The 22,119-nt window shown below is 62.9% G+C and carries 24 protein-coding genes; 5 read left to right on the top strand and 19 right to left on the bottom strand.

From position 1 onward, the window contains the following. Positions 1-14: 14 nt before the first annotated feature. Positions 15-353: a hypothetical protein gene (locus FJ414_RS31290; RefSeq protein WP_181181479.1), complete on the top strand. Its 339-nt coding sequence runs from the start codon at positions 15-17 to the stop codon at positions 351-353. Here the strand turns inward: FJ414_RS31290 and FJ414_RS00850 are convergent. From FJ414_RS00850 to FJ414_RS00840, 3 genes are all read right to left on the bottom strand, one after another. Further along, positions 334-1,206 (bottom strand): substrate-binding domain-containing protein, encoded by an 873-nt coding sequence (locus FJ414_RS00850; protein WP_348639974.1) that lies wholly within the window; start codon positions 1,204-1,206, stop codon positions 334-336. The two genes, FJ414_RS31290 and FJ414_RS00850, sit on opposite strands and share 20 nt — an antisense overlap. 1 nt (position 1,207) lies before the next feature. Beyond that, positions 1,208-1,732, bottom strand: coding sequence for a c-type cytochrome, methanol metabolism-related (locus FJ414_RS00845; protein WP_140640331.1), 525 nt, complete (start codon positions 1,730-1,732; stop codon positions 1,208-1,210). A 157-nt stretch (positions 1,733-1,889) separates the two neighbouring features. Then, entirely contained in the window at positions 1,890-3,791 is a 1,902-nt protein-coding gene (locus FJ414_RS00840) for a methanol/ethanol family PQQ-dependent dehydrogenase (protein WP_140640329.1), read from the bottom strand. A gap of 695 nt (positions 3,792-4,486) precedes the next feature. On the opposite strand from FJ414_RS00840, the gene FJ414_RS00835 reads away from it, so the two are divergent. Then, positions 4,487-4,840 carry a hypothetical protein gene (locus tag FJ414_RS00835; protein ID WP_140640327.1) on the top strand — a complete coding sequence of 118 codons (354 nt, stop codon included), beginning with the start codon at positions 4,487-4,489 and terminating at the stop codon, positions 4,838-4,840. A 56-nt stretch (positions 4,841-4,896) separates the two neighbouring features. Here FJ414_RS00835 and FJ414_RS00830 read toward each other — a convergent pair whose 3' ends face one another. The 3 genes from FJ414_RS00830 to FJ414_RS00820 form a co-directional block, all read right to left on the bottom strand. Then, complete coding sequence (locus FJ414_RS00830) at positions 4,897-5,637, bottom strand: ATP-binding cassette domain-containing protein (protein ID WP_140640833.1); 741 nt, start codon at positions 5,635-5,637, stop codon at positions 4,897-4,899. Then, entirely contained in the window at positions 5,606-6,352 is a 747-nt protein-coding gene (locus FJ414_RS00825) for an ABC transporter permease (RefSeq protein WP_140640831.1), read from the bottom strand. Before FJ414_RS00825 ends, FJ414_RS00830 begins: the two co-directional genes overlap by 32 nt. A 77-nt stretch (positions 6,353-6,429) precedes the next feature. Further along, entirely contained in the window at positions 6,430-7,422 is a 993-nt protein-coding gene (locus FJ414_RS00820; protein WP_140640325.1) for an ABC transporter substrate-binding protein, read from the bottom strand. 538 nt (positions 7,423-7,960) lie between these two features. On the opposite strand from FJ414_RS00820, the gene FJ414_RS00810 reads away from it, so the two are divergent. After that, positions 7,961-8,341, top strand: coding sequence for a cytochrome c family protein (locus FJ414_RS00810; RefSeq protein ID WP_140640321.1), 381 nt, complete (start codon positions 7,961-7,963; stop codon positions 8,339-8,341). Positions 8,342-8,383: 42 nt separating this feature from the next. Here the strand turns inward: FJ414_RS00810 and gph are convergent, their stop codons facing one another. Genes gph through FJ414_RS00760 form a run of 10 tightly spaced genes read right to left on the bottom strand, consistent with a single transcriptional unit; the run spans position 8,384 to position 18,264 of the window. Next, the gene (gene gph / locus FJ414_RS00805) at positions 8,384-9,082 is read right to left on the bottom strand and encodes a phosphoglycolate phosphatase (RefSeq protein WP_140640319.1); all 699 of its coding nucleotides are present in this window, start codon (positions 9,080-9,082) and stop codon (positions 8,384-8,386) included. After that, positions 9,079-9,636 carry a thioredoxin family protein gene (locus FJ414_RS00800; RefSeq protein WP_140640317.1) on the bottom strand — a complete coding sequence of 186 codons (558 nt, stop codon included), beginning with the start codon at positions 9,634-9,636 and terminating at the stop codon, positions 9,079-9,081. The genes gph and FJ414_RS00800 overlap by 4 nt, the downstream gene beginning before the upstream one ends. Positions 9,637-9,655: 19 nt before the next feature. After that, positions 9,656-10,342 carry a ribulose-phosphate 3-epimerase gene (gene rpe, locus FJ414_RS00795; RefSeq protein ID WP_140640316.1) on the bottom strand — a complete coding sequence of 229 codons (687 nt, stop codon included), beginning with the start codon at positions 10,340-10,342 and terminating at the stop codon, positions 9,656-9,658. Then, on the bottom strand, positions 10,339-11,277 hold the full coding sequence (gene cbbX / locus FJ414_RS00790) for a CbbX protein (RefSeq protein ID WP_140640314.1): 939 nt from the start codon (positions 11,275-11,277) through the stop codon (positions 10,339-10,341). The genes rpe and cbbX overlap by 4 nt, the downstream gene beginning before the upstream one ends. A gap of 24 nt (positions 11,278-11,301) precedes the next feature. Next, the gene (locus tag FJ414_RS00785) at positions 11,302-11,721 is read right to left on the bottom strand and encodes a ribulose bisphosphate carboxylase small subunit (protein ID WP_140640313.1); all 420 of its coding nucleotides are present in this window, start codon (positions 11,719-11,721) and stop codon (positions 11,302-11,304) included. Between the two features lie 11 nt (positions 11,722-11,732). Next, entirely contained in the window at positions 11,733-13,193 is a 1,461-nt protein-coding gene (locus FJ414_RS00780) for a form I ribulose bisphosphate carboxylase large subunit (protein ID WP_140640312.1), read from the bottom strand. A 35-nt stretch (positions 13,194-13,228) separates the two neighbouring features. After that, a complete protein-coding gene (gene fba / locus FJ414_RS00775; RefSeq protein WP_140640311.1) occupies positions 13,229-14,308 on the bottom strand; it encodes a class II fructose-bisphosphate aldolase in 1,080 nt (359 codons plus the stop codon). A gap of 11 nt (positions 14,309-14,319) precedes the next feature. After that, the gene (gene tkt / locus FJ414_RS00770) at positions 14,320-16,323 is read right to left on the bottom strand and encodes a transketolase (protein ID WP_140640309.1); all 2,004 of its coding nucleotides are present in this window, start codon (positions 16,321-16,323) and stop codon (positions 14,320-14,322) included. A gap of 10 nt (positions 16,324-16,333) precedes the next feature. Then, positions 16,334-17,206, bottom strand: a complete 873-nt coding sequence (locus tag FJ414_RS00765) for a phosphoribulokinase (RefSeq protein WP_140640307.1) — start codon at positions 17,204-17,206, stop codon at positions 16,334-16,336. Between the two features lie 8 nt (positions 17,207-17,214). Next, positions 17,215-18,264 carry a class 1 fructose-bisphosphatase gene (locus tag FJ414_RS00760; protein WP_140640305.1) on the bottom strand — a complete coding sequence of 350 codons (1,050 nt, stop codon included), beginning with the start codon at positions 18,262-18,264 and terminating at the stop codon, positions 17,215-17,217. Positions 18,265-18,383: 119 nt separating this feature from the next. Between FJ414_RS00760 and FJ414_RS00755 the strand changes: the two genes are divergently transcribed. Together FJ414_RS00755 and FJ414_RS00750 are read left to right on the top strand one after the other, a co-directional pair. After that, positions 18,384-19,373: a LysR family transcriptional regulator gene (locus tag FJ414_RS00755; protein ID WP_140640303.1), complete on the top strand. Its 990-nt coding sequence runs from the start codon at positions 18,384-18,386 to the stop codon at positions 19,371-19,373. A gap of 213 nt (positions 19,374-19,586) precedes the next feature. Continuing rightward, positions 19,587-19,787: a hypothetical protein gene (locus FJ414_RS00750; protein WP_140640301.1), complete on the top strand. Its 201-nt coding sequence runs from the start codon at positions 19,587-19,589 to the stop codon at positions 19,785-19,787. 17 nt (positions 19,788-19,804) lie between these two features. Here the strand turns inward: FJ414_RS00750 and FJ414_RS00745 are convergent, their stop codons facing one another. The 3 genes from FJ414_RS00745 to FJ414_RS00735 are packed head-to-tail and all read right to left on the bottom strand — an operon-like array spanning position 19,805 to position 22,097. Next, the gene (locus FJ414_RS00745) at positions 19,805-20,431 is read right to left on the bottom strand and encodes a hypothetical protein (protein WP_140640299.1); all 627 of its coding nucleotides are present in this window, start codon (positions 20,429-20,431) and stop codon (positions 19,805-19,807) included. Beyond that, entirely contained in the window at positions 20,431-21,291 is an 861-nt protein-coding gene (locus tag FJ414_RS00740; RefSeq protein ID WP_181181494.1) for an ABC transporter permease, read from the bottom strand. The genes FJ414_RS00745 and FJ414_RS00740 overlap by 1 nt, the downstream gene beginning before the upstream one ends. 11 nt (positions 21,292-21,302) lie before the next feature. Next, complete coding sequence (locus FJ414_RS00735) at positions 21,303-22,097, bottom strand: ATP-binding cassette domain-containing protein (RefSeq protein WP_181181477.1); 795 nt, start codon at positions 22,095-22,097, stop codon at positions 21,303-21,305. Positions 22,098-22,119 lie beyond the last annotated feature (22 nt).

Here is a 22,119-nt window from a genome sequence, read left to right as displayed (position 1 = left end):
CTGCGGCGGGGTGCATGCCCCTGCTGCCAGGGACATGCACCCTTGCGGCCTACTTCCTGGGAGGAATTTCAGCAGGCAGATACCGCGAAATTTCGAAGCCCGCAGCGACTTGGCACAGGGTCGGTTTCTTCCAGCTCTTCTTCATGGCATTCTCCTCTTCTGCCAGCCCGAAGGGGCCGGTCATGTCATTGACGCCATTGCGGGCGGTGCAATGGCTCGTCCATCACTTCACAAATGGACAAATGAAACACTGGGTTCTCAAACAACTAAAGAAAACTATCTGCCTCGAAGATCGGTTCCTTCCCTCCATCGCCGTTTTCGCGCCGATCGCGTTCACCCCGGCGCCGCCGTGATCGGGTTGTCATGTTCGTCGATCAGCGGCACGTTGTAGTCGAGCAGGAGCTTGTTGATCTCCGCCTGGTTCTCGCGGATCACCTTGTTGAGCATACGCTTCCATTCCTGGTCGGATGGGCGCACGCCCATGGTGATGCGGTAGGACATGCGCGAACCGGTCTTTTCCTTGACCAGCGGAACGATCGTGACATTGGCGCCGAGCTGCCTTGCGTAGTAGCCTGCCATCGGCCCCCACAGGATCGCCGCGTCGATCTTGCCGGCAAGCATGTCCCTGAGCACGACTTCTCCCATCGACGGGGTGACGCGCGTATCGACGGCCAGCGGGTAGATCTTGGCCGTTCGCAAGAGCTTGTTGGCGGCCATGTTGGCGGTCGGCGGCGTGCGTTCGACGACGCCGATCCTCTTACCGGTGAGTTTCGGATCCTCGATCGTCTCGACACCCTCGAGATCATCGCCCTTCGGGTGCACAAGCACGTAGGAGGAGCGATAGTAGGCGTTGGTGTTCTGCACCAGCTCGTCGCCCTGGGCATAGCCCATGATGATGTCGCATCGGTTGGCGGCAAGCGTGTTGCGCACGAAGCCCATGACGGTCGGAAACCATGTGTAGGCGACCGACTTCCGCCCTGTCTTCCTGGCGACCAGCTCGGCCAGCTTGTTTTCGAATCCCTGACCGTTCTGGTCGGTGAAGGGCATGTTCGAAGGATCGGCGCAGACGCGCAGGATGTCGGGGTCGACCAGTTCTCCCGCTGCGCCAAGGCCGGCGCCTTGCGCCCAGGCGGCCGACGGCAGCAAGGCAAGCGCGCCGAGCAGGGGCAGAACGAAACGTGGCTTCGATGCAACCCGGCCTGTCACGTCATCCCCCCATGCAGGATTTTTCGGCATCCTTGGCCGCTTGGGGTTTGTCCTCGTGCTTGGGCGGCCTGCCGCGCGGCGCGGCGCCGTCGGCGCGGGCGCGCAGATAGACGTAGAGGTCATCCAGGTAGCAATAGACGTTCTTGTTGTCACCAAAGGCCGGCATGACATTCTCCTTGCCGTTGGCGGTGTTCTTGCGGCCCTGGGCGACGATCGAGAGGAAGGTAGGGTAGTCGATTGTCTTAAGGCTGTTCGCCAGGGCCGGGGCATAGGTCGAACCCATGCCGTCCTGTCCGTGGCAGACATGGCAGTCCGAGTGATAGCGGCGATAGCCGCTGAAGGTGTACCAATCCACGGTTCCGTTCTCGATCTTGTAGGTTGGATTTCCATCCGCATCCAAATATTTGCCGCCCTCGTCCTTCACCGCCTTGGCTTTGTCGGCGCTGTCCTCGGCCTGCGCCGAAGTCGGGCCGGCCAAAGGCAGAAGGGTCAGGGCGAGAACGGAAACTGCGATGCGGATGGACATTCAGACACTTCCTTATTTTGCCAAGGACGAAGGTTGCCGTCGCGAAGCGGCGTTGACCGGTGTTCGGGTGTGCTGCAGATCGAGAGCCCGGCCGTTGCCTGCGGATGATCCGGGCTCTCGATCTTTCAGCCTTCGGTCTTAAGGTTTTCCCGGGATATCAATCCGGAAGACCGAAGACGGTGAGCTGGCCGCCCAGCGTCGTGTAGTCGGCGAGTGCCGCGTAGCCACCGACCGCTCCGAGACCGGCCGTTCCAACGACCGCGGCCTGATCGCCCTGCGCGCGGCCCTGATCGACGGCGCCATGCCAGGCGGCGGCGTTGTCGGGTGACAGCAATCCGCCGGCGAGGCCGATACCTGCCCATCCGCCGACACCGGACAGAACGGCGATGTACTGCTTGCCGTCATGCTCGAAGGGCGTGACATTGCCGATGATGCCGGACGGGGTCTTGAACTTGTAAAGTTCCTTGCCGTGCTCATCGACTGCCTTGATGTAGCCTTCGAGCGTCCCATAGAAGATGACGTCGCCAGCGGTCGCCAGAGCGCCCGACCACACCGAGAACTGCTCGGGCTTCGACCAGACGATCTCACCCTTGGCGGCATCCCAGGCAATGAAGTTGCCCATGTTGCCGTCACCGCCAGGCGCCGGATACATCGACACCGTGGCGCCCACATAAGGCTGGCCGGCCGTGTAGCTCACCTTATACGGCTCGTAGTCCATGCAGACGTGGTTGGTCGGCACATAGAACAGCCCGGTCTTCGGCGAGTAGGCGGCCGGCTGCTGGTCCTTGGTTCCAAGCGCTGCCGGGCAGATACCCGTCGAGTTGGTGTCTTCGCCGTTCTGCTGCGTCGAATATTTCGCCACGACCTGCGGGCGGCCGTATTCCTTGCTGTTGGGGTCCATATTGACTTCGGTCGCCCAGTTAACCGCCGGGTCGTACTTCTTGGCGACGAGAAGTTCGCCGTTGGCGCGATCCATGGTGTAGGCGAAGCCGTTGCGGTCGAAATGCACCAGCACATCGTGCTTTTTGCCTTTGACCTCCATGCCGTCGACGAGAATCATCTCGTTGATGCCGTCAAAGTCCCATTCGTCATGCGGGGTCATCTGGTAGACCCATTTGGCCACGCCGGTGTCGGCATCGCGGGCGAAGATGGTCATCGACCAGCGATTGTCTCCGGGGCGCTGGACCGGGTTCCAGGTCGAGGGATTGCCGGTGCCATAGTAGACGAGGTTCAGCTTGGGATCATAGGAATACCATCCCCAGGTCGTGCCGCCGCCCGTCTTCCACTGCTCGCCTTCCCAGGTATTCGTGCCGGAGTCCTTTCCCACCGGCTTGCCGAGCTGCGTGGTCTTCTCGGGATCGAGCAAGGTGTCCGCATCCGGACCTTCCGAATAAGCCTTCCAGGCGAGCTTGCCGTCTTTCAGATTGTAGGCGGCCAGCCAGCCGCGGACGCCGAATTCCGCGCCGGATACGCCGACGAGGACCTTGTCCTTGATGACCACCGGCGCCGATGTGCCGGACTCACCCTTGCCGCCGTCGGTCTGTTCGCCATTCTTGACCGACCACACGACCTTGCCGGTCTTGGCATCGAGCGCAACGACTGTGGTGTCGGCCTGGTTGAGAATGATCTTGCCGTCTCCGTAGGCGACGCCGCGATTGACCGTGTCGCAGCACATGATCGGAATGACGTTGGTGTCTTGCTTGGGTTCGTACTTCCAGAGGATCTTCCCGTCATTGTCGAGATCGAGGGCGAAGACGGTGTTCGGGAACGGTGTGTGAACATACATGACGTTGCCGATGATCAGCGGTCCGCCCTCGTGTCCGCGCAGCACGCCGGTCGAGAAGGTCCATTTGACCTGCAGGTTCTTCACGTTTTCCTTGGTGATCTGCTTGAGCTTGGAATACCGGGTGTTGGCGTAGTCGCCAGTCTGCATCACCCAGTCTTTCGGATTTTCGGCCATCTTCACGAGGTCTTCGTTGGCTGACGCTGTATAGAGTGCGCCAAACGACAGTAGCGCGGCGGTTGTTGCGATGTAGGTGGCTTGAGTAAGTGCGCGCATCAAATTCCTCCCATGTTGACAACAAGAAATCGGCAATCAAGCTCGCAAGAGCTTGTTCAGGCGATTGGTATTGGGAAGTATTTCCGGCAGCTGTCACGACCTAAACTGAAAGTAGCAGAGGAACTTTCCTATCCTCTACCAAATCAGCCTAGCCTGCACCCGCCCGGTTGGCCTACGAAAGACTGCCGCCGCTCCCTTGTTACAGCGATGTCCTTGAAGCCGGAAACAGGGTAAGGCTATGTCATTGCAAAATGTCAGGCAAGGAAAAACCCCCGCCTGAATTGTGCGCTGCAGCATTTATCTAGTGCGACGCAATATAAAATTTAGAGAAAAAGACATTCAAAATTTCACCATGGTTAGAAGTTTAAAATCGAATGATTTCATATGCAATATCTAATATGATCGTATTATAGGCGTGATAAACTTCTAAGTATATTTCTAAATATTCTTGTGTCTCGTTTCGCTTGATATCTCTGGTTGTCCGCATTGATCTGGCTATGAAAAAATACTCGCTAAGATGGGCGCTGGGACGAGCCGTGAAGCTGCTTTGGAGAGCTGCCGTCGGTGGGCAAGGCATTCCTCCTTTGGTCCTATACCGGGGCGGTGAGAACTTGACCGGGCTTGCGGCATGCCGCCAACTGGGCACGATGGTGCTGCCTCGCTGCAGCGCGCGCGGGCAACAGGAGGAATTTCTCATGGTCAGATATGTTGGATTTTCGATCCTTCCGCTCCTCTTTTCGCCGGCAATGGTCCTTGCAAACCCGGCCGGCGCCGCGGGGGACTACCCGACGGCGACGATTGTCGACTACGTGCTCGGCTGCATGCAGACCAACGGCCAGACGCGTCAGGCGCTGGAGAGTTGTTCATGCTCGATCGACGTCATCGCCTCGATCCTCCCTTACGACCATTATGAGAGGGCCGAGACCTTCAAGAGCCTGTCCCTGACGACAGGCGAGAATGCAGGTCTGTTCCGCGAAAGCGCGCCGGCGAAAGCCGCGCGGACGGAGCTGAAGCAGGCGCAGGCCGAAGCCGACGTGCGTTGCTTCTGAAGCATCCGGGAAAGTCCGCAGTGGTTTTCCGTCCGGAACTGCATGGACCGGGGCGGTCAGGCCACGCCCGGAAATTTCTGATGGAACGATCGCAAAAGGCCGTTCGTCGCCTCGGGGCCGCGGTGTTGCCGGGGGAGCCCTATGTCGAAAACGCCGAGTACGTGCGAGGGCCTCGGCGCAAGCACGATGATGCGGTCCGCCAGCGTCAGCGCCTCGGTCAGGTTGTGTGTCACCATCAGGGCGGTCGTGGGCCTGGCCGACCAGACGTCGAGAAGCAGGCGCCGGAGTTGCCCGGCGGTCCGTCCGTCGAGCGAGACGAAGGGCTCGTCGAGGAACAGCACCGCCGGCTCGGTCGCGAAGGCGCGCGCAAGCGCCGCCCTTCGCGCAAGGCCTAGCGAAAGCTCCGCCGGATAGAGCGAGCGCATGCCGGCGAGACCGAGCGTGTCGAACAGCGCGTCAAGATTTTTCGCGCGCAGGTCTTTCGGCAGCGCCAGCCTGACATTCTGTTCCACCGTGCGCCAGGGCAGCAGGGTGGGTTCCTGGAACACGGCGGCTATGCGGTTCGAGCCGCCTTCGGGCAGCTGGAAAGAACCGGAGAACTGCCTGTCGATCCCAAGCAGAATGCGCAGCGTCGTGGTCTTGCCGCAGCCCGATGGCCCGAGCAGGCAGGCGAATTCGCCTTGTTGGACCTCGAAGGAAAGGTTCTTCAGCGCCATGACCGAGACGCCCTGCGCGGACCTGAAGGTTTTTTCGGCGATGTCGACCCTAAGCGGAGCGGCGGCGCCAACGGGTTGCATGTCGTTCAACGGGCTGCACCAGAAGAAGTTCGATCACGAGCATCACCGCCACGAATGCCAGCGTGTAGGCAAGAATGGCGGCGACGTCGAAAAGCTGGAAATAGAGGTGGATCTGAAAGCCCACGCCGTTGGAGCGGCCGAGCAGTTCGACCACCAGAACGATCTTCCAGATGAGAGCGATACCGGAGCGCGAGGCCGCGGCCAGATAGGGCTGCAATTGCGGCAGCAGGATATGGCGAAGGCGGTCGAGGGGACCGAAGCGGTAGACGGCCGCCATTTCGGCGTAACTCGGGTCCAGCGCCCTGGCGCCCTCGCGCATGGTCACCACGACATTCGGGATCTTGTTCACGGCGACCGCGCCTATCGCCGCCGCCTCGTTGAGGCCGAACCAGATATAGGCCAGCACGATGACCACCAGCGCGGGGATGTTGAGGAACAGGATGACCCAGGGGTTGAAGAACCGGTCCGCGCGGCGGTAGCTGCCGAGGAGGATGCCGATCGCCGATCCGACGATCATCGCGACGAGATACGCCGCGGCGACCCGGCCCAGCGTTGCGCCGAGGTGGTAGAAAAGGTCGCCGCTCGCCGCCTCTCTCAGCAGCACCTGCCAGACCTCACCTGGTCCCGGAAAGGCGGGACTCGGCCAGGTATTCGCCGCCAGGCTCCACAGCAGGCCAAGCCCGAGCAAGGAGACTGTCACCGTCAGCGCGGGCATCAGCGTCGCAGCGGAGCCGGAACGGCTGGAGATGCCGGCCGCTTCGCCGAGCGTGCGATCGCCACCGTCTCTTGCGGTCATTGCGGCGGCTCCCGCCAGAATGTGCCGGGCGCCATCTCCGGCGCGCTGCCGACCAGCTTTTCGCCGCCGATTCGGGCCAGCACCCGATAGAGCCTGCCGGCATCGACCGCCTCCTCGGCGACCGGCCGCCTGGGGATGCCCTCGCGGTAGCGTTCGCGCAGCTTGGCCAGCTCCTTGCCGTCCGCGCGGATGACCGGCGCGAGGCGCAGCCACTCTTCGTCGGACCTTGCCAGCAGATCCTTGGCCTGCGCGGAAGCCTTGAGGAAGCCGCGGGCGGCTTGCGGATTGTCGTTGGCCCATTTGTCGTGGAAGACATAGCCAAGCGCGGATACCGGACCCGATGCTCCGAGCGCCATCTGCGCGTCGCCGGCGCCGATCAGCCGACGAAAGCCGTCGGCCTCGAGCCTGGCGCAGAAGTGCCAGAAATTGAGCGCCGCATCGAGCTCGCCCTGAATGGCCTTTTGCGAAATCAGCGGCGGCGCGCCAAAGACGACATCGCTGACCGCCGGCAGGTCGATGCCGTGATCGCGCCTGGCCAGCGCCTGTATCAGCAGCCAGCTCTTGTCGATGGCTCCGCCGGCGACGCCGATCTTCTTTCCCTTGAGGTCTGCGATCGTGCGGATCGGCGATGCGTCCTTCACCATGATCGCCCCGACGGCGGTCGAATAGGGGGCCAATGTGACGTCGCCGCCCTCCGAGCGCTGGCGCGAGACCCACAGCCAATCGGTCACGATCATGTCGATCGCGGCCGCCAGCATCGCCACATTGGTCGCATCCTCCCCGGCGAAATTGATGACGTCCAGATCGATCCCGTTGGCGGCGTCGAACTTGTGCTGCTTCAGCGTATCAAGCTCCCAGCTCACCGTGCCGAACTTCAGCACGCCGATGCGAAGCTTGGACGCGGCGGAGGCGGCAACGGCGTGTGAGCCGAGAACCGCCGCCGTTCCAAGAGCCGCCAGACGGAGCGCTTCCCGCCGCGAAATCATGATGCGTCCTCCCGGGACTGCAACAAACCAGGGGCGCCGGTCAGATTGCCCGGTCCTTCGTCGGGAAAGCGCATTTCCAGCGCCTGACCTTCAAGGCCGGGTGTTCCTGCGACCATTTCGCGATTTCGCTGGGCGCCAGCATCATGCATTGGAACAGGGAGCCGCGGCTTTCAAAATAGAGATGCTCGTCTCGGCAATCGCCGGGATTGGCACTCAGGCAAACCGTCAATATGAGGTCGACCATATTCATTCAGCACCTCTTGCGCGCGCGAAGACGCCCGCTCTGGCGAAATGCCGCCGCCCCCATTGCCTGGGCAAATCTCAGCCTGGATGAAACCAGCCTGACCGGTGTCCCGAGGTGCCCTTGGGAATCCAGAACGGCCTGAAGCTACGCGCTCGCCCCAGGACCGTCAACAAAGTCGAAAGTACAGGATAGGCTCTCTCGGGTGCGGCAGTCTGGACCTTCGTATGATTGACTTCCGCCATCCGCCGGTTAGCTTTTTGCTCGTGCCGGGGATTTGACGATTAATGAGGAATTGCCATGCGCGCTATCGCATTTTTCGCCGCCATATTCCTGGTTACTTTTATTACGGACCAATCCTACGCGCAGGATGCGGCGGCAGGCGAGAAGGTCTTCACCAAATGCAAGGTCTGCCACGTCGCGGACAAGGACCAGAACAAGGTCGGTCCGTCTTTGAACGGCGTCATCGGCCGCACGGCCGGCACGCATCCGGGATTCAGCTATTCCCAGGCCATGGTCGCGGCCGGAAAGTCCGGCGTCAAATGGGATGAGCCGACGCTGACGACCTATCTCCATGATCCAAAGGCCATGGTGAAAGGCACGAAGATGGCGTTTGCCGGCCTCAAGGACGACAAGGACGTGGCCAACGTCATCGCCTATCTCAAGCAATTCTCGAAGTGACGGCCTAGAGCGGTTCAGCGTTGATAGAATCGCCGAGCCGCTCTACGCGGCGTCACGCAGCCTCCGCATGGCGGAAGGCAGATCGAGCAGGCTGTCGCATACGAGGTCCGCGCCCAGCTCCTCGACGGGGACATGGGTGTAGCCGCCGCGCAGCAGAACGACCGGCATGCCGGCCGCGCGCGCGGCGCCGACGTCGCTGATGCTGTCTCCAACCATCAGCGCCTCGTATGGTTCGACGCCAAGCTGGTCGAGCGCCAGAAGCAAAGCGTCAGGCGCCGGTTTCAGGTTTGTCACGGCATCTCCGCCGACGATCGCGCCGAGATATTCCGTCAAGTGGAAATGCAGCAGGATTTCGCGCGTCGCCAATTGCGGCTTGTTGGTGGCAACGCCCATGGCCGTTCCGTTCAGATGGAAGTGGGTGAGAACTTCCCTGACGCCAGGCATCAGCTTCGTCAGCCCGGTCAGATGTCTGCGGTAGATCGGCGCCATGTCGCGATTGGCTTCCTCGAGAACGCTGCCGGTAAGCGGCGACCCCGAGGCGGCGAAAGCGCGCTCGACCAATTTCATGACACCGCCGCCGATCATCGCCCTGACCCGATCCACGCTGAGCGGCGGCAGATCGCGGCCGGCCAGCAACTCGTTCACGGCCGCCGCGATGTCGGGCGCCGAATCGATCAGCGTGCCGTCGAGATCGAACAGGATCGCCCTTGGCGACCCAAACGGCTTGCTTGCGCCTTTCATGCGGCCTCCTTCCATTTGATCGAGCAGCCGATCGAAGCGATCTGGTCGCGCGGTCCGTTACCGGTTCGGGCAACCTGCTTCATCGCCTCCAGCAGATCGCGTCTCAGCCCAGGCGGTCCGGCCTCGCGTCGCGATGCATCCAGCCGGCCACGATATTGCAGCGTCAGCTCGCCGTTGAGGCCGAAGAAATCCGGGGTGCACACGGCGCCATAGGCGCGCGCCACCGCCTGCGACTCGTCATGAAGATACGGGAAGGTGAAGGCGTTCGCCCTGGCGAAGAGCTTCATGTTGTCGAAGCCATCGTCAGGATAGGCGTCGGCATCGTTGGCGTTGATAGCAACAAAGCCGATACCCTCGGCCTTGAGGTCGTCGGCGTCGCGCACGATGCGCGAAATCACCGCCTTCACATAGGGGCAGTGATTGCAGATGAAGGCGACGACCAGCCCGTTGGGCCCGGCCTGGTCGAAGATCGAATGCGATCTGCCGTCGATGCCGGGCAAGACGGCGTCGACGCCTTGCCAGCCGAAATCGCAGACCGGTGGGATTGCCGCCATGTCATCCTCCGCAAGTGGTTCACGCGGCTCGCCGGACCGCTCCGTCGGCCGCCTGTCTGATCGCGCCAATATTGGCGCGATAGGCGGCCTCGGCGCCACCCTTGAAAACGGCGGAGCCGGCGACGAGCACATTGGCGCCGGCCGCGGTAACAAGGGGAGCCGTCTCGGGCGTGACGCCGCCGTCGATCTCGATGTCGATCGGACGCTGGCCGACGAGCGTCTTGACACGCCTGACCTTGTCGACGACCGCCGAAATGAAGGCCTGACCGCCGAAACCCGGATTGACGGTCATCAAAAGCACCAGGTCGAGCCGGTCGAGGACATATTCGATGACGCTTTCCGGCGTCGACGGGTTGAGCGACACGCCGGCCTTCTTGCCGAGGTTCCTGATCGCCTGCAGCGAGCGGTCGAGATGCGGCCCGGCCTCGGCGTGCACCGTGATGATGTCGCAACCGGCGTCGGCGAAGGCGGCGAGATAGGGATCGGCCGGCGCGATCATCAGATGACAGTCGAAGATCTTGTCGGTTCGATCGCGGATCGCCTTGATCACCGGCGGGCCGAAGGTGATGTTGGGCACGAAATGTCCGTCCATCACGTCGAGATGGATCCAGTCGGCGCCTGCCCGCGCGACCGCTTCGACCTCGTTGCCGAGCCGCGAGAAATCCGACGACAGAACGGAAGGGGCGATGATGGTTGTTGCGGTCATTTGCCTTCTCCTTCCCCGGGCTTCACTGCGAACACCCGGCTGGCGGTGATGTCCTCGGCGGAGATCGTCGACAGCGCCTTGGCGTCGAGCGGTCCCCTGGCGCTCTCGAACAGGCGATTGGCCTGCCGCAGTCGTGTCCGGTCGAGCGCGTTGCGGATCGAGCGGGCATTGGCGAAATGCGGTTGCGCGCGGCGGCGCGCGATGTAGTCGGCCATTGCGGCGATTGCCTCTGTGTCGAACAGGTAGTTTTGCTTTTCGAGCATTTGTTCCGCGATCCTGAGAAGCTCGTCGTCGGAATAATCGGGAAAGTCGATGTGGTGGGCAACGCGTGAACGGAATCCCGGATTGCTTTCGAAGAAGCGATCCATGCGCTGTGCATAGCCGGCGAGGACGACGACGAGATCGTCGCGCTGGTTCTCCATCACCTGCAGCAGGATCTCGATCGCTTCCTGGCCGTAGTCCCGTTCGTTCTCGGGGCGATAGAGATAATAGGCCTCGTCGATGAACAGCACGCCGCCCATCGCCTTCTTCAGGATCTCCTTGGTCTTCGGGGCCGTATGGCCGATATACTGGCCGACCAGATCGTCGCGGGTAACCGAAACCAGATGGCCCTTGCGGATATAGCCCAGGCGATGCAGCAGGTCGGCCATGCGCAGCGCGACGGTTGTCTTGCCGGTGCCCGGATTGCCGGTGAAGCTCATATGCAGCGTCGGCGTTTCGTGCGCGAGGCCCATGCGGCGGCGGGCCCGCTCGACCAGCAGGAGCGCCGCCGTCTCGCGGATGCGTCGCTTGACCGGGGCGAGCCCGATCAGATCGCAGTCGAGCTGGGCCAGGACGTCCTTGACGCCGGACGTCTCGAATTCCTCGCGCAGATCGATCGCCGCCGGGACGGCGGCTTGCGGCACTTGCGTTTCGGCTAAGGCTGGCGCCGACATGGTATTTTCCTCCTGTCGCGATGATCAGCCGTATCTCGCCCCGGCCGGCCTGTCGGCCGCGTAGGGCTTGGTGGTGTAGCGGATCATGCGGCCCGCGGTTTCCTGCCTGTCGAGCCGGTAGCCGGGTTCCTCGGCCGGGCGGTTCACGATGAAGGAGAGCTTCACCGATTCCCAGCCCTGCGAGGAATCGAAGGCGACGACGCGGATATAGCGATCGCCATAGAGCTTGCGGCATGCGTTGAGCTCCATCATCAGCGCCGCCGCGTCCGGATTGTCGAACATCGGGTGGCCCCACATGTCCCAATAGGTGTTGCGCGGGTGCGGGTCGTCGGTGAACTCGAGGCTGACGGCCCATTTGTTGTCGATGCAATACTGCACCTGCGCGCGGATCTGATCGTCGGTCAGGTCGGGCAGGAAGGAAAAAGCCCCTTGGGTTATGCGCATTGTCTGTCTCCTTATTCGGCGGCTGTTGCCACCGGAACGAAGTCCGGCGTGTCGGTCGAGGCGTAGTTGAATGTCACGTCCTTCCAGACGTCGAGGGCCTGTCGCAGCGGCAGGCATGAGCGGGCGGCGCGCTCGAGGATCTCAGGCCCTTCCCGCAGGTAGTCGCGACCCTCGTTGCGGGCGAGGATCATCGCTTCGAGGGCTACCCTGTTGGCGGTGGCGCCGGCCGAGATCCCCATCGGATGGCCGATCGTGCCGCCGCCGAACTGGAGCACCACATCCTCGCCGAGCAGCTCGATGAGCTGATGCATCTGGCCGGCATGGATGCCGCCCGACGCCACCGGCATCAGCTTGTTGAGCGATGCCCAGTGCTGGTCGAAGAAGATGCCGTTCTCCAGCCGCATCGGGTTATGGTCCTCGCGGCAGATATCGTAGTAACCCCTTGTCGTCGCCGGATCGCCTTCCAGCTTGCCGACGACGGTGCCGGCATGGATGTGATCGACGCCGGCAAGCCGCATCCATTTGGCGATGACGCGGAAGGAAACGCCGTGCGACTTCTGCCGCGTGTAGGTCGAGTGGCCGGCGCGATGCAGGTGCAGGATCATGTCGTTCCTGCGCGCCCACTTCGCCATCGACTGGATCGCCGTGTAGCCGATCACGAGGTCGATCATGACGATGTTGGAGCCGAGCTCCCTGGCGAAGTCGGCCCGCTCGTACATGTCCTCCATGGTGGCCGCGGTGACGTTGAGATAGGTCCCCTTGATCTCGCCGGTCTCGGCCTGCGCCTTGTTGACCGCCTCCATGCAGTAGAGAAACCGCTCACGCCAATGCATGAAGGGCTGCGAGTTGATGTTTTCGTCGTCCTTGGTGAAATCGAGCCCGCCTTTCAGCGCCTCGTAGACGACACGGCCGTAATTGCGGCCGGAAAGGCCGAGCTTCGGCTTGACGGTGGCGCCGAGCAGCGGGCGGCCGAACTTGTCGAGGCGCTCGCGCTCGACGACGATGCCGGTCGCCGGACCCTGGAAGGTCTTCACATAGGCGACGGGAAAACGCATGTCCTCCAGCCGCAATGCCTTCAACGGCTTGAAACCGAAGACATTGCCGATGATCGATGCCGAAAGATTGGCGATCGAACCCGGCTCGAACAGGTCGAGATCGTAGGCGATATAGGCGAAGTACTGTCCGGGCGCGTTCGGCACGGGGTCGACCCGATAGGCCTTGGCGCGGTATTTTTCGCTCGCCGTCAGCCGGTCCGTCCAGACCACAGTCCAGGTTGCGGTCGAGGATTCGCCGGCGACTGCCGCGGCGGCCTCAATCGGGTCGACGCCGTCCTGCGGCGTGATCCTGAACACCGAGATTATGTCGGTGTCCTTGGGCTCGTAGTCGGGCTCCCAATAGCCCATCTTCTTGTATTCCATCACACCGGATCTGTAGCGGTCCTTGCCGGTCACGGTCTCGGATTTGTTGGACATGAGTCTGGTCCTTTCCTTGCTTGGCGGACCGCCGCTCAGGCGGCTTTCGCGGTTGCGATCTGCGGGTCGAGCTTTCCCGCGGCGTAGCGCTTGGCCATCTCGTCCATGGCGATGACCTTGATCCTCGAGGCGTTGCCCGCGGTGCCGAAGCGTTCGAAGCGATCGCGGCAGAGGTCGCGCAAGGCGTCCATGGCGGGCTTCAGGAATTTTCGCGGATCGAATTCACGCGGATCCTGCGTCGCGACGCGGCGGAACTGCCCGGCCATGGCCATGCGGCAATCGGTGTCGATGTTGACCTTGCGCACGCCGTAGCGGATGCCGCGCTCGATCTCCTCGACCGGAACGCCGAAGGTCTGGGGCATCTCCCCGCCGTACTTGTTGATAATGTCCTGCAGCTCCTGCGGCACGGAGGACGAACCGTGCATGACCAGATGCGTGTTCGGCAGCTTCTCGTGGATCGCCTCGATCACCTGCATGGCCAGGATGTCGCCGTCCGGCTTGCGCGTGAACTTGTAGGCGCCGTGGGAAGTGCCGCAGGCGATGGCGAGCGCGTCGACGCGGGTGGCGGTCACGAAGTCGACCGCCTGATCGGGATCGGTCAGCAGCTGATCGTGCGACAGCGCGCCCTCCGCTCCGTGACCGTCCTCCGCTTCGCCCTGGCCGGTTTCCAGCGAGCCGAGCACGCCGAGCTCGCCTTCGACGGAAGCGCCGACCCAATGCGCCATGCGCGCGACGCGTTCGGTGATGGCGACGTTGTAGTCGTAGCTCGCCGGGGTCTTGGCGTCCGCCATCAACGACCCGTCCATCATCACCGAGGTGAAGCCGTGGCGGATCGCCGAAAGGCAGGTGGCTTCGTTGTTGCCGTGATCCTGATGGATGCACAACGGAATGTTTGGATGGATCTCGGTCAGCGCCTCCATCATCCTGGACAGCATGATGTCGTTGGCATAGGAGCGGGCGCCGCGCGACGCCTGGATGATCACCGGCGCGTCGCAAGCCCTGGCCGCCTCCATGATGGCGAGGCCCTGTTCCATGTTGTTGATGTTGAATGCCGGCACGCCGTAACCGTGCTCGGCGGCATGGTCGAGAAGCTGGCGAAGGGTGATGCGGGCCATTGTCGGTCCTCCTAGATGATGAGTTTCAGCGCCGCCGCGGCGACGGCTTCGGGTGTGATGCCGAAATGCCGATACAGGTCAGGGGCGGGGGCACTGGCGCCGAAGCCGGTCATGCCGACAAAAGCGCCTGTGTCGCCGATCCAGCGGTCCCAGCCGAGACGGGCGGCCGCCTCGATGGCGACGCGCGGCGCCGAGCCGAGGACGGACTTGCGGTAGTCGGCTTCCTGTTCCTCGAACAATTCCCAGCACGGCATCGAGACGACCGCGGCGGCGACGCCGTGCTGGGTTTCCAGCCGTTCGGCGGCGGCAACGGCGATCTCGACCTCCGAGCCGGTGGCGATCAGCGTCACGGCGCGATGCGCGGATGGCTCGCGCAAGACGTAAGCGCCGCGGCCGGACCGGTTCTCGTGGCCATGTACCTGGCGCAGCGTCGGCAGGTTCTGGCGCGAGAGCGCGAGCACGCTTGGCCGCTTCCCGCTCTTCAGCGCCAGTTCCCAGCACTCCGCCGTTTCGATGATGTCGGCCGGGCGGAAGACATTGAGGTTCGGCGTGGCCCGCAGCATCGCCAGGTGCTCGACGGGCTGATGGGTCGGTCCGTCCTCGCCGAGGCCGATGGAATCGTGCGTCATCACATAGACGACGCGCTGGCTCATGAGCGCCGAGAGCCGCATCGCGCCGCGAGCATAGTCGGCGAAGCACAGGAAAGTGCCGCCATAAGGTATGAACCCGCCATGCAGGGCGATGCCGTTCATGGCCGCGGCCATGCCGTGCTCGCGAATGCCGTAATGAATATAGCGGCCTGCATAGTCGCCCGGCGCTATGCGATCCATGCCTTTGGTGATCGTCAGGTTCGAATGGGTCAGATCGGCGGAGCCGCCGACTGTCAGCTCGGTTGCGCCGTTGATCGCGGCGAGCGCCATTTCGGAGGCCTTGCGCGTTGCAACCTTGGTCGCCTTCTCGACGTGCTCCGCGCGGAAGGCGTTCAACGCTTCGAAGACCGCATCGGGCAGCTTGCCGGAAAGCGCGCGCTCGAAGTCTTCGCGGCGCGCCGAGGCGGCAAGCCGCCGCTCCCAAGCGCGCCGCGCCGCCTGGCCGCGTTCGGCGATCTCGCGCCAAGCCGAAAGGATGTCGTGCGGCACGTCGAACGGCGCGTGGGCCCAGCCGATGTTTTCGCGCGTCGCGGCGATCTCCGCATCGCCCAGCGGCGCGCCATGCGTCTTTTCCGAACCGCCGAGATTGGGGGCGCCCTTGCCGATCACCGTACGGCAGGCGATCAGGGATGGCCGATCCGAATGCTGTGCTGCCTCGATCGCCGTGGCGACGGCTTCCATGTCATGGCCGTCCACCGACCGCACATGCCATCCGGCGGCTTTGAACCGGGCCGGCTGATCCATCGATGTCGACAGCGAGGTCGGTCCGTCGATGGAGATCGCGTTGTCGTCCCAAAGCACGATCAGGCGGGAGAGCTTCAGGTGACCCGCGAGGTCGATCGCCTCGTGGCTGATGCCTTCCTGCAGGCAGCCGTCGCCGGCGATCACATAGGTGTAGTGGTCGACGAGATCGGCGCCGTGGCGGGCGGCAAGCATGCGCTCGGCCAGCGCCATGCCGACAGCGGTCGAAATGCCTTGCCCGAGCGGGCCGGTGGTCGTCTCGATGCCAAGCGCGTGGCCATGCTCCGGATGCCCGGCGGTACGGCTGCCCAGCTGACGGAACCGCTGCAACTCCTCGATCGGCATGTCCTGGTAGCCGAGCAGGTAATGCAGCGCATATTGCAGCATCGAGCCGTGCCCGGCCGAAAGCACGAAGCGGTCGCGATCGGGCCAATCCGGCGCCGCCGGGTCTATGGCGATGAAGCGGCTGAACAACACCGTCGCGACATCGGCCATGCCCATCGGCATGCCCGGATGTCCGGAACTGGCCTTCTGCACGCTGTCCATGGCCAGCGCGCGGATGGCGTTCGCCAAGTCGCGCTCGGACACGGCGGCGGTGGGCTTCAATGCTGCCAGGCTGGTCATGGCATCCTCCTCACGACACACGTTTCTTGCGTTCGATCAATTGCAGGATGAGCGGCGTCAGGATCAGCTGCATGGCAAGGTCGAGCTTGTTGCCCGGCACCACTATGGAATTCGGCCGCGACATGAAGGAGTCGTGGATCATTGAAAGCAGGTAAGGGAAATCGATGCCGCGGGGATTGGCGAAGCGGATCACCAGCATCGATTCGTCGGGGGTCGGAATCCAGCGCGCGATGAACGGGTTCGACGTGTCGACGATCGGCACGCGCTGGAAATTGATCGCGGTTTGCGAGAATTGCGGGACGATGTAGCGGACATAGTCCGGCATGCGGCGCAGGATCACGTCCATCACCGCCTCGGTCGAATAGCCGCGCGTGGCGCGATCGCGATGGATCTTCTGGATCCATTCGAGATTTATGACCGGCACCACGCCGATCTTGAGGTCCGCATGCCTGGCCAGATTGATCTTTTCGGTGACGACGCAGCCATGCAGGCCTTCGTAGAAGAGCAGGTCGCTCGGCGCGAATTCGCGCCATTCGGTGAAATGGCCGGGCGGTGTGCCGTACTGTTTCTCCTCGTCCTCGTCATGGATGTAGGTGCGGGTCTTCCCGCTCCCCCGGCGGCCATATTCCTCGAAAACCTCCTCGAGGATCTCGAGCTCGTTCGCCTCGGCATGGAAGTGGGTGAAGTTCGGGTTGCCTGCCTTTTCCTGCTTGGCGACCTCCACCTTCATCGCAGCGCGATCGTAGCGATGAAAGGCGTCGCCTTCGATGAAGGCAGCCTCGATGTTCTCGCGCCGGAAGATCATCTCGAAGATGCGCTTGACCGAGGTCGTACCCGCGCCCGACGACCCGGTGATGGTGATGATGGGGTGCTTCGCCGACATGGTTCCGCTCAGGCCCTGAAGAGTCCGCGGCGGCTGAACAGCGGCGCACGCTCGCCGATGGCGCTGGGCTCGGTGTGGTAGCGGGCGATCCGCGCGACTTCCCGCGCGGATCCGAAGACCACGGGTACGCGCTGATGCAGGCTCTCGGGTTCGATTTCCAGGATGCGGGTGATCGCATCGGTCGCGGCACCGGCCGCCTGTTCGATCAGATAGGCAATCGGATTGGCCTCATAGACCAGCCGGAGCCGTCCCTGGCTGTAACCCCGGCGTTGGTCGCCGGGATACAGAAACACGCCGCCGCGCATCAATATGCGGTAGCATTCGGCAACCAAAGAGGCGATCCAGCGCATGTTGAAATCCTTCTCCCGTGGGCCTTCGGCGCCTTCCAGGCAGTCGTCGACATAGAGGCGCACCGCCTCGTCCCAGTGGCGGTAGTTGGCGGCGTTGATGGCGAACTCCTGGGTCCGCTCCGGAATGATCCGGCTTTCGTAGGCCTGGACGAAGGTGCCTAGCCTGGTCGAATGCACGAAGACGTGCGTGCCGCTGCCGAGCGACAGAACGAGCGCCAACTGCGGCCCGTAGATAAAGAAGCCGGCGCCCAGCATGTTCGCGCCTGCCTGCAAAAAGGAGGCGGCCGGATCGGCGTCCGGCGCGCCAGTTGCAGGGAGGAGCGAGAAAATCGTTCCGACCGACACGTTGGTGTCGATGTTGGAGGAGCCGTCCAGCGGGTCGATGGCGACGGCGAGGGGGGCTTGCCTGTCGAGCAGGACCGGCTGCTCCAGCTCCTCGGAGGCATAGAGCGCGACCGGGGCGCGACGCATGGCGTCGAGGAAGATATCGTCGGCGAAGACGTCGAGATCCTTCTGGACATCGCCGTCGGCATTGGCGCCGCGGGTCCCGGCAAAAGCGGCGCCGAGCGCTCCCTGGTTGATGGCATTGCGGACCTTGGTAGCCGCCTGCGTGAACTGACGGACGGTGGCGACGACCGCGGATCGGCGTTTGTCCGGCAGGTCGCCGAGATAAGAGTTCAGAAAAGCGTCGAGCGTTGCCGCTGGCATCGTAACCTCCCGGTCCGGCGTATTTCCCAGGCGCCGGATGGAGAGATGAAACCAAACGGTCCAAGATAAGTAAAATTCAATAACTTTACCTTGACGCTAAAAATAATTTAGTATGCTGCATGAGGACTCTCACGCTCAAGCAATTCAAGACCGTCCAAGCCATCGTCAGCCACGGGAAAATCGTGAGCGCGGCCAAGGTGTTAGGCCTCTCTCCTCCAGCGGTTACGATCCAGTTGCGACAAGTGGAGGAGGAGTTCCAGCTGGCCTTGTTCGACCGGACGTCGGACGGCATGCGTCCTACTACCGCAGGGCTGGCCTTCGTCGAGGCGGCGCAGGCCATCGAGGAGCGGCTGCGCATGCTTGAGGACGAGATGGACGCCATCAAGGGCGTGCGCGCCGGCAGCCTGAGGCTCGGCGTCGTCTCCACCGCCAAATATTTCGCGCCGCGGCTGATGGCCGGCTTCATGAAGGAGCATCCCGACATCGACATGCGGCTTGCCATCGGCAATAGAGCCGAAACGATCGACAGGCTGAAGAATCACGACATCGACATCGCGCTGATGGGCCGTCCACCCAAGGAAGTTTCGGTGCGCGCTTCGGTCTTCGGCGACCATCCGCTGGTCATCATCGCGCCGCCCGAACACAAGCTGGTTTCGGCACGCGACATTTCCAAGGAAAGGATCGCCGAGGAGCATTTCCTGATCCGCGAGCCAGGCTCGGGCACGCGCATCTCGCTGGAGATATTCCTGAGCGACGTGCCTGGCCGGATCGACGATCTCGGCGTCGAGATGGGGTCGAACGAGACGATCAAGCAGGCGGTGATGGCAGGTCTCGGCATTGCCTTCATCTCCGCCCACACCATCGCCGCGGAAACGGAAGCCGGTCGGCTCGTCATTCTCGATGTGGCCGGGATGCCGATCCGCCGGCAATGGTTTTCGGTGATGCGCACCGATCACGTGATCTCGCCCGCGATGGCGACCTTCAACGATTTCCTGATGCGCAAGGGCGCGACTTACCTGCCCCTGTTCGGCAAACTGTATCCACATGCCGAAGCGGATGAAGCAGCGCCGACACGGCAAGCGAGAACGCCTGCAAGGCGGCCCAAGTGAAACGCCTGACATATCGGCTGTCGGGGTTCGTGCGAAAAGGTTGGGGAAGGGCGTGAGCAATGGGTCATCGCCATGGCGGTCGGCAGGCCTGCATGGCATATTGCTGATGGAAGGGTAGGGCAGCAATTCACACAAGGCGGAAGGGCAGCCAAACCCGCAGGCAAATCGCATGCGTCCCGGCGTGGGGTTCGGGATTTCGAAGGGGAAGGGGCAATGCTTTATACAATCGTGATGATGGTCTGCATGACGACCGTGCCGCAGACCTGTGAGCAACGCGAGGAAATGGCGGACGGCCTGGCCATGAATCCCGGAGTGGCCTTCATGCAGGCACAGCCGCTGGTCGCGCATTGGCTGGACACACATCCCGGCTATTTCGTGCAGCGCTGGCGCGTATTGCCCGGCCGGAGCAGCTAGAGCAATTCCAGGAAGAGTTATTTCTTCGCGGCAAGCGTCTCCGAGACGGTCTTGGCCAGCTGGTAAAGCCGCTGCTCGATTATCGTCGGCACGTCACAGACGTAGGTCAGTGATTGCGCGCGCTCCGTGAAGATGCGCGTCGCGAAATTCAGCTGGTCGGTCCGCCGCTCGACCTCGTCCTGATCCGCGCCGGGCTTTGCTCGCAACGCATCGACGTCGGACGCTTGCTTGCGCAAGTCAGCGGCCATTTCGAGCTGCCTGTGGGCATAACGGGAAATGCCGGAAATGACGTGCGAACGCTCGGCGTCCATGTGGTCGAACATGCCCTGCACGAGCATCGCCATTTTCGGCGCAAGCTGCTCGGCCGGAAGCGATGCCGCAAAATCCCTGATTTTCTTCTGAGCGTCGCCGAGCGGCAGCCGCCGCGCCGAGACGTCCTCGACAAGGGCGGAGACCGATGAGTCGTTTGACCAGTCCTTGGCCGACGGCGGAAGGTCCGGCCCGTTCCAGACCTGGCCGAGCGACAATTGCGGCACCTTGCGCTGGACGCAGGGCCAGCCCGGATCGGCGGTCGCCGCCCCGGCATTCGCGCCCGGCGCTAGCATGGCGACCACAACCAGGCTGCGAGCAAGCATTCCCGTCATCAGGCATTTCCTCCCGTATCCTGCTTGCGGGTCATCAGGCCGCGCGAGGGGTCGTAGGCGATGATGGCTCCGGCCAGAAACAGCAGCGTGCATCCGGCGACGACGCCCAGCGACACCCAATCGACCTGCCCGTAAAAGGCAAAGCGGATGAGTTCGACCGCGTAAGTGAACGGATTGATGATGCAGATCTTGTAGAGGAGAGGACTGGCTTCCTGGATGCGCCACAACGGATACAAGGCGGGTGAGGCGAAATAGCCAGGAAATATGACGAAGTTCATGATGCCGGCAAAGTTTTCGAGTTGCTTGATCACCGAGGACAAAAGCATCCCGAGGGCGCAAAGCATCATGCCCGATAGAAACAGCGCCGGCAGCACGAACAGGTAGCCAAGGGGCGGCGCCTTGACCCCCCAGAACCAGGCCACGATCAGGAACGCGTAGACCTGCGCGATCGATACGGCGACGCCGGCGAGCATCTTGGACACCAACAGAAACCAGCGCGGAAACGGGCTGACAAGCAGGGTGCGCATATTGCCCATCTCGCGGTCGTAGACCATCGACAGCGAAGACTGCATGCCCGAGAACAGAAGGATCATGCCGCACAGGCCGGGCGTGATGTAGACCTCGTAAAGGACGTAGGTTTTATACGGCGGTATGATCGAGACGCCGAGCACCTGGCGAAAGCCGGCGGCGAAGATGAACAGCCAGACGAGCGGCCTGACCAGCGAGGAGATGAAGCGCTCGCGTTGATGCAGGAAACGCAGGCACTCGCGCAGGACGATGCCCTTGAGGCAGACGAGATAGTGGCGCGGACCGAACGCGTCCGACCTCACCGGCGTGACGGAGGCGACCTTTTGCGGCATCGCGGACGTGCTCATGGCGAAATCTCCGCAATGCCGGTCGTCTCGCTGCGGTTGAGCTTCGAGAAGGCGTCGCGGATCGAACCGGCGCCGCTGGCCTGGATGAGATCGGACACTGTGCCGCTGGCGACAAGGTTGCCCTGTCGCAGCACGACGGCATGGTCGCTGTCGGCGACTTCGTCAATCAGGTGCGTGGCCCACAGAACGCCGATGCCTTCGGTTTCGACGAGCCTGCGGATGGTGGCCAGGATGCCGGCGCGCGACTGGACGTCGAGACCGACTGTCGCCTCGTCGAGCAGCAGCAGGGAGGGGCGGTGGAGCAGCGCCCTGGCGATTTCGATCCGTCGCATCTGGCCGCCGGAGAGAGAACGGGCCTTGTCATGCTCGCGGCCCTGCATGTCGACCGTTTCGAGCAGGGCGGCGATGCGTTGCCGGGCTTCGCCGCCGCCGATACCGTGCAGCGAGGCGTGGTAGGAGAGGTTCTGGTACACGCTGAGATCGAGGTCGAGCGTACGTGCCTGGAACACGATGCCGACACATCTGAGCGCTTCGCCGGAAGCGCGGCGGATGTCATGGCCGAAGATGCGGATCGATCCATGGCGGGTGTCGTAAAGGTGGCTGATCAGCGAGAACAAGGTCGTCTTGCCCGCCCCGTTGAGGCCGAGCAGCACCGTGAAGGTCGCCGGGGCGATCGAGAAGGACACGTTGTTCAGCGCCCGTTTGGGACCGTAGGAATGGCTGACGCCGACGACGTCGAGCGCCGCCACCTCATTTCCCGACCCGCCTGTCCGTACATGCTGCACGCCCATCACCCTGTTCTCATGTGCGCCC

The sequence above is a fragment of the Mesorhizobium sp. B3-1-6 genome, assembly GCF_006439555.1.
Lineage (GTDB): Bacteria > Pseudomonadota > Alphaproteobacteria > Rhizobiales > Rhizobiaceae > Mesorhizobium.
This window is presented reverse-complemented; position numbering and strand designations above follow the sequence as displayed.